General features: G+C 65.8%; 7 protein-coding genes. 3 read left to right on the top strand and 4 right to left on the bottom strand.

Annotation, left to right across the window (positions count from 1 at the left end; all coding sequences use genetic code 11):
• Both D6M19_RS12325 and D6M19_RS12320 read left to right on the top strand, forming a co-directional pair.
• Positions 1 to 565 (top strand): Rv1078 family RDD domain-containing protein (locus D6M19_RS12325; RefSeq protein ID WP_164478448.1); only part of this gene is annotated, 565 nt, incomplete at its 5' end.
• 29 nt (positions 566 to 594) lie between these two features.
• Complete coding sequence (locus tag D6M19_RS12320; RefSeq protein WP_123025493.1) at positions 595 to 1,602, top strand: DUF2189 domain-containing protein; 1,008 nt, start codon at positions 595 to 597, stop codon at positions 1,600 to 1,602.
• A gap of 6 nt (positions 1,603 to 1,608) precedes the next feature.
• Here D6M19_RS12320 and D6M19_RS12315 read toward each other — a convergent pair whose 3' ends face one another.
• Both D6M19_RS12315 and D6M19_RS12310 read right to left on the bottom strand, forming a co-directional pair.
• Complete coding sequence (locus tag D6M19_RS12315) at positions 1,609 to 2,781, bottom strand: acyl-CoA dehydrogenase family protein (protein ID WP_123025492.1); 1,173 nt, start codon at positions 2,779 to 2,781, stop codon at positions 1,609 to 1,611.
• Positions 2,782 to 2,841: 60 nt separating this feature from the next.
• The gene (locus D6M19_RS12310) at positions 2,842 to 3,681 is read right to left on the bottom strand and encodes an alpha/beta fold hydrolase (protein ID WP_123025491.1); all 840 of its coding nucleotides are present in this window, start codon (positions 3,679 to 3,681) and stop codon (positions 2,842 to 2,844) included.
• 46 nt (positions 3,682 to 3,727) lie between these two features.
• Here D6M19_RS12310 and D6M19_RS12305 point away from each other — a divergent pair, with 46 nt between their 5' ends.
• Entirely contained in the window at positions 3,728 to 4,882 is a 1,155-nt protein-coding gene (locus D6M19_RS12305) for a cystathionine gamma-synthase (protein WP_123025519.1), read from the top strand.
• Here D6M19_RS12305 and D6M19_RS12300 read toward each other — a convergent pair.
• Together D6M19_RS12300 and greA are read right to left on the bottom strand one after the other, a co-directional pair.
• Complete coding sequence (locus D6M19_RS12300; protein WP_123025490.1) at positions 4,874 to 5,536, bottom strand: GOLPH3/VPS74 family protein; 663 nt, start codon at positions 5,534 to 5,536, stop codon at positions 4,874 to 4,876. The two genes, D6M19_RS12305 and D6M19_RS12300, sit on opposite strands and share 9 nt — an antisense overlap.
• 37 nt (positions 5,537 to 5,573) lie before the next feature.
• Positions 5,574 to 6,068 (bottom strand): transcription elongation factor GreA, encoded by a 495-nt coding sequence (gene greA / locus D6M19_RS12295; protein WP_123025489.1) that lies wholly within the window; start codon positions 6,066 to 6,068, stop codon positions 5,574 to 5,576.
• Between the last annotated feature and the right edge of the window lie 93 nt (positions 6,069 to 6,161).

Genomic DNA, 6,161 nt, shown 5'->3' with positions numbered 1-6,161 from the left:
TGGATACCCGCCGCCACCCCCGCAGGGTGGAGGCTTCCCGCCGCCGCAGTACGGCGGATTCCCGCCACAGGCCGGACCAGCTGGAGCATTGCCGAAAGAGTCGTATACGCCTTGGGGTACACGGGTATTGGCGTGGTTCATCGATTACATCCCAGCCCTCATCGTGTACGGCATCGGCTGGCTTCTGCTGATCGGTACCCGCGAGACCGCCTGCATCACCGACACTTCGGAATACGAACTCGGTGAGTTCTGCGCTACCGGCGCATCGACGATCGGTCAGGTGTCGATCGGTCTTGCGGGCTTGATCGTTCTCGCCTATGTGATCTGGAACTATGGCTACCGCCAGGGCACTACCGGATCGAGCATCGGCAAGTCCATCATGAAATTCAAGATTGTCAGCGAAAAGACCGGCCAGCCAATTGGTTTCGGCATGTCAATAGTGCGGCAGATCGCGCATGTCGTTGACGCCATCATCTGCTACATCGGCTACTTGTTCCCGCTATGGGACCAGAAGCGCCAGACATTAGCCGACAAGATCATGTCGACCATCGCCGTCGCCCTGTAGAGGGCTCACTCTCAACTACGGAAGGTTCGATGAACAATCCTCCACCGCCACCTCCGCCCGGCGGCTACCCGCCGCCGGGACAAGGTGGTTATCCGCCGCCGGGACAGGGCGGTTATCCGCCGCCAGGGCAACAGGGTGGCTATCCACCGCCTCCACCGGGTGGTTACCCGCCGCCACAGCAGGGTGGCTATCCACCGCCGCCGCCGCCGAGTGGTTATCCGCCGCCATCCCAGCAAGGCGGATATCCGCCTCCACCCCAGGGGACACCGGGATATTCGCAGGCCCCCGGAGGTTACCCGCCTGTGGGTCCGCCGGGATACGGTGGCGCACAACCGTATAACGTCGGTGAGGCGTTCTCCTGGGCGTGGAACAAGTTCACCAAGAACGCGGGCCCGCTCATCATCGCGACGATCGTCTACGGCCTGATCCTCATCGTCCTGCAGGTGATCGTGAACCTCCTGCAGGCGGCGGTCAGCCCCGGCGTGAGTGATTACAGCTCAAGCGGGAGCGGCTTCTCGTACTCGTGGAGCAGTACGTCCATGGGTCTCGGCGGGATTCTCATCTCGATCGTCGGCTGGTTCGTGTCGCTGATCGTCGGCGCCGCAATCCAGTCCGGCTACATCGGTGGCGTGCTCGACATCGCCAACGGTCAGCAGGTGTCGGTCGGCTCGTTCTTCCGGCCTCGCAACATCGGCCAGGTCATCGTCGCGGGATTGATCGTCGGCGTCATCACGACGATCGGGTTCTTCCTGTGCATCATCCCGGGCGTGATCGCCAGCATCATGCTGGTCTTCACCGTCGTCGCCCTGCTCGACCGCAACCTGTCACCGGTCGATGCGGTGAAGACGAGTTTCGACCTCAGCAAAGCGAACTTCGGCAATGTGTTCGTGACGTGGCTGGCCATGGTCGCGACCGCATTCGTCGGTGCGCTGCTGTGTGGTGTCGGCCTTATCGTCGCCGTTCCCGTCGCGGCGTTGATCCTGGTCTACGCTTGGCGGCGGCTCAGCGGCGGACAGGTCGCACCGCTCACCCCGTAGCTTGGTTCATCGGAAGGCGCTGACACCCGTCAGCGCCTCTCCGATGACCAGCTGGTGCACCTCGGCCGTGCCTTCGTAGGTCAGCACCGACTCGAGGTTGTTGGCGTGCCGCATCACCGGGTACTCCAGCGTGATTCCGTTGGCGCCCAAGAGGGTTCGGCACTGCCGCGCGATCTTGATCGCTTCGCGGCAGTTGTTCAGCTTGCCGAAGCTGACCTGTTCTGGGCGGATTCTTCCCTCGTCTTTCAGCTTTCCGAGGTGCAACGCAAGCAGTTGCGCCTTGCCCAGTTCGACCGCCATGTCGGCGATCTTGGCCTGTGTCAGTTGGTATCCCGCCAGCGGCTTGTCGAAGACCTCGCGGGTGCCGACGTAGTCGATCGTCGTCTCCAGGCAGTCCCGTGCGGCTCCCACGCTGCCGAACACGATGCCGAATCTGGCTTCCGAGAGACAGGCCAGCGGACCCGACAAGCCCCGCGCCTCCGGCAGCTGCGCCTCGGCGGGCAGCCGCACATCGTCGAGGTGCAGCTCCGAGGTCACCGACGCCCGCAGTGACAGCTTTCGTTTCATATCGGTGGCGGCGAATCCCTTCGTCTCGTTGGGCACGAGGAAGCCGAGCACACCTTCCTCGGCGCGGGCCCACACCACCGCGACGTCGGCGACCGAGCCGTTGGTGATCCACATCTTCGACCCGTTGAGAATCCAGTCCGAGCCGTCCCGCTTTGCCGTGGTGCGCATACCGCCGGGATTGGAGCCGAAGTCGGGCTCGGTCAGACCGAAGCACCCGATCGCGTCGCCGGTGGCCATCGCGGGCAGCCACTGCTCGCGCTGTTCTTCGCTACCGTGCCGATGGATGGCGAACATCGCCAGCGAGCCCTGCACCGACACCAAGCTGCGCAAACCGCTGTCGACCGCCTCGAGCTCCTGGCAGACCAGACCGTAGGCCGTTGCGGTCGAGCCGCCGCAGCCGTAACCCTCCAAATGCATGCCCAGGATGCCTAGCTTGCCCAGGTCGGCAGCCAATTCCCGGACGGGAACTTCGCCGGCCTCGAACCATTCGGCGATGTGCGGGCGCAACCGCTGTTCACCGAACCGGCGGACGGTCTCCCGCAGCTCCTTGTCCTCTGGAGTCAGCAGGGCGTCGAGGTCGAGCAGGTCATCGATGCGGGCCGTAGCGCTCATGGTCCATGTCTACACCTTGGTAAACGGCGACACGGACGTGTGGCCGTTCATGCGCTCAAGTCATGCTCGAGCGCCGGAATGCGTGCCGAGCCATTCCAGAAGTAGGCCGGCCACCGTTTCAGGCTGCTCGTCGAGAAGCCAGTGCGACGCGCCCGCGAGGACCTCGAAGCGGTACTCGGCGACGACGTAGTCGGCGCACAGCCGGGCGCCCTTCTCCTTCAACGCGATGTCGTCGTCGCTCCAGACGTACATCGTCGGAACGGTCACCTTCCTGGCGGTCTCCGTGGGGTTGCCGAACGGCATCGCGCGGTACCAGTTGAGCGCGGCCGTGAGCGTGCCTGGCTGCCGTATCGCGGTCACCTCGGCTTCGGCGAGCTCGGGCGCCGATCTGGACGCCATGAACCCTGCCATCGCCCGTTTGCTCAGCAGTAGCCGCTCCGGTAGCCACGGCAGCTGGAAGAACAGCATGTACCAAGACGACGCCGCCTGACGGCTGGTCGCGACGGCCTTCAGGAACGCCGCCGGGTGCGGTACCGACAACGCCGTCAGAGTGATCAGGCGCTCGGGAAACCGTTGGGCGACATACCAGGCGACGGCCGCGCCCCAGTCATGACCGACGAGGTGCACCCGTTGTGCGCCGCTGGCGTCGATCAGCGTGAGGATATCGCCGACCAGCTCGGAGTCGCGGTAGTCCCGCCTGCGCTTCGGCCGAGCGCCGGGGGAGTAGCCGCGCTGCAGGGGTGCCAGGCAGCGGTAGCCCTGCGCTACCAGCCGGTCGATCACCGGCTGGTACATCGCGTTGCTCTCGGGGAAGCCGTGGAGAAGCACGACGACCGGCCCGTCGGCGGGTCCGGCGTCGATCACGTCGAACACGAGGTCGCCGCGGCGGAACTGTTCCATCGGCTGACGATATCCCGCGCGGCGCCCCTCGTTACGCTGGGCCGTGATGAGCGAGCACAGCAGGTGGCAGGGTCTGGCCACCAAAGCGATCCACGCGGGATTCCGTCCCGACCCGCAGACCGGCGCCGTCAACGCGCCGATCTACGCCAGTTCGACCTTCGCCCAGGACGGGGTCGGCGGGCTGCGGGGCGGCTTCGAGTACGCCCGCACCGGCAACCCGACCCGTGCGGCGCTCGAGGCGTCGCTGGCCGCGGTCGAGGAGGCGACGTTCGGGCGCGCGTTCAGCTCGGGGATGGCCGCCACCGACTGCGCATTGCGCGCGATACTGCGGCCAGGCGACCACGTCGTGATGCCCGACGACGCCTACGGCGGCACCTTCCGGCTCATCGACAAGGTCTTCACCCAGTGGGGTATCGACTACACGGCGGCGGCCCTTTCAGACCTCGACGCGGTGCGCGACGCCATCACACCGAGGACCAAACTGGTCATCGTCGAGACGCCGACGAACCCGCTGCTGTCCATCGCCGACATCAGCGCCATCGCCCGGATCGCCGCCCCGTCGAACATAAAGGTGTTGGTGGACAACACCTTTGCCTCGCCCGCCCTGCAGCAGCCGCTGGTGCTGGGCGCCGACATCGTGTTGCACTCGACGACCAAGTACATCGGGGGGCACTCCGACGTCGTCGGCGGCGCGCTGCTCACCAGCGACCAACAACTCGACGAGGCGTTCGGGTTCCTTCAGAACGGCGCGGGTGCGGTTCCTGGTCCGTTCGACGCCTATCTGACCATGCGCGGACTGAAGACATTGGTGTTGCGGATGCAGCGGCACAGCGAGAACGCCGCACTGGTCGCCGAGTTCCTGCAAAACCATCCCGCCGTCGAGAGCGTGCTGTACCCGGGCCTGCCGAGCCATCCAGGACACGAGGTGGCCGCCAAGCAGATGAGTGCATTCGGTGGCATGGTGTCGGTCCGGCTACGTGGGGGGATGGACGCCGCGCGTGAGTTCTGCTCGCGGACAGAGGTTTTCATATTGGCGGAGTCGCTCGGTGGCGTGGAGTCGCTGATCGAGCACCCGGGTGCGATGACGCACGCGTCGACTGCGGGTTCGCAACTCGAGGTGCCTGCCGATCTGGTTCGACTTTCGGTGGGTATCGAAGACGCGGCGGACCTGCTCGCAGATCTGGAACAGGCGCTAGGTTAGCGCGGGCCGCACCGCCGACGCGGTGACCGCAAGGTTCATCTCGGGCAGCGCGGCCTCGGACTCGTCGACCCAACCGCCGCCGGCGATTTCGCTGGCGCGCATGTGGACCCATCGCCAGCCGCGGTCATTGAGGCTCAGCAGGGCGCCGAGGCCGTCAACGGCGTGCAGTAGCGAGATGATCGCCGCCGTCTGCGGTGTCGGTGGCTCCTTGTCGAACAGCGCCGACAGCAGCGCTGCGCGGGCCTGTGTCACCCGCTCACGGTTGACCACCGGCCACGAGGGCGGATGGTGGAATCGCTTGCTCTGCAACTGAACACGTCGGATCTGCCCGGTGTGCTCGAGAAACCCGGCGATGTTGTCCTGCACCCCGCGACGCAGCTTGGACACCGCGGCGGCGGGAGTGAGCGGCCGCCGTGCAAGCAACTCGAACGCCGGGTCCATGATGGGGTCCAGCGGCATCGGCCCGGCCAGGGCCACCAACCGCCCCGGCGCGACGGCCTCACCGTTCATCGAAGGACGGACCCGGCACAGCAGGGCCAAGTCCAACAGCACCGCGCCCGACAGCACACGACCGCGTCGGGACCGGTCGAGACCGGGCTGCGCGTCGGCGTTGTCCAACAGCAGTAAGAACATGTCCTCGGCGATCTGCGCCACGGACGGACTTTAGCTGGCTGGCTCGGACGCGTTTGCGTCAGGAGTGATAGGGCTCGGCCTTGACCAGCGTGACCTTGACGGTGTTGCCGTTGGGCACCGTGTAGGTCCGGCTCTCGCCTTCCTTGGCGTCGATCAGCGCGCTGCCGAGCGGCGAGGCGGGCGAGTAGACCTCGAGCTTGCCGTCGCTGACACCCTCCTGGCGGGTGGCGATCAGGAAGGTCTCTTTATCGGACTTGTCGTCGTCGTAGAACACCGTCACGACCGAGCCGGGGAGGGCGATACCGGACTGCTTGGGCGCCTCGCCGACCTTGGCGTTGTTCAGCAGCTCCTGCAACTGGCGGATCCGGGCCTCTTCCTGGCCCTGCTCCTCGCGTGCGGCGTGATAGCCGCCGTTTTCCCGCAGGTCGCCCTCTTCGCGGCGGTCGTTGATCTCCGCGGCGATGATCGGTCGGTGGGAGATGAGTTGGTCCAGCTCAGCCTTCAGCCGGTCGTGCGCCTCCTGGGTCAACCAGGTGACCTGAGTGTCGGTCATGTCTTCGCGCTCCTGTCTTCGTCTCGCGTTTTTCGCGTGTGAAGTCCGTGTCTCGTCTGCTGGGAGCTGTCATATGTATTGCCACAGTGGCCA

The organism is Mycolicibacterium stellerae (assembly GCF_003719305.1).
GTDB classification, from domain to species: domain Bacteria; phylum Actinomycetota; class Actinomycetes; order Mycobacteriales; family Mycobacteriaceae; genus Mycobacterium; species Mycobacterium stellerae.
This window is presented reverse-complemented; position numbering and strand designations above follow the sequence as displayed.

Excerpts from the sequence above, each read along its gene's own strand:
- D6M19_RS12320 (WP_123025493.1), top strand. The coding sequence starts at position 595 with ATGAACAATCCTCCACCGCCACCTCCGCCCGGCGGCTACCCGCCGCCG.
- D6M19_RS12315 (WP_123025492.1), bottom strand. The coding sequence starts at position 2,781 with ATGAGCGCTACGGCCCGCATCGATGACCTGCTCGACCTCGACGCCCTG.
- D6M19_RS12310 (WP_123025491.1), bottom strand. The coding sequence starts at position 3,681 with ATGGAACAGTTCCGCCGCGGCGACCTCGTGTTCGACGTGATCGACGCC.
- D6M19_RS12305 (WP_123025519.1), top strand. The coding sequence starts at position 3,728 with ATGAGCGAGCACAGCAGGTGGCAGGGTCTGGCCACCAAAGCGATCCAC.
- greA (WP_123025489.1), bottom strand. The coding sequence starts at position 6,068 with ATGACCGACACTCAGGTCACCTGGTTGACCCAGGAGGCGCACGACCGG.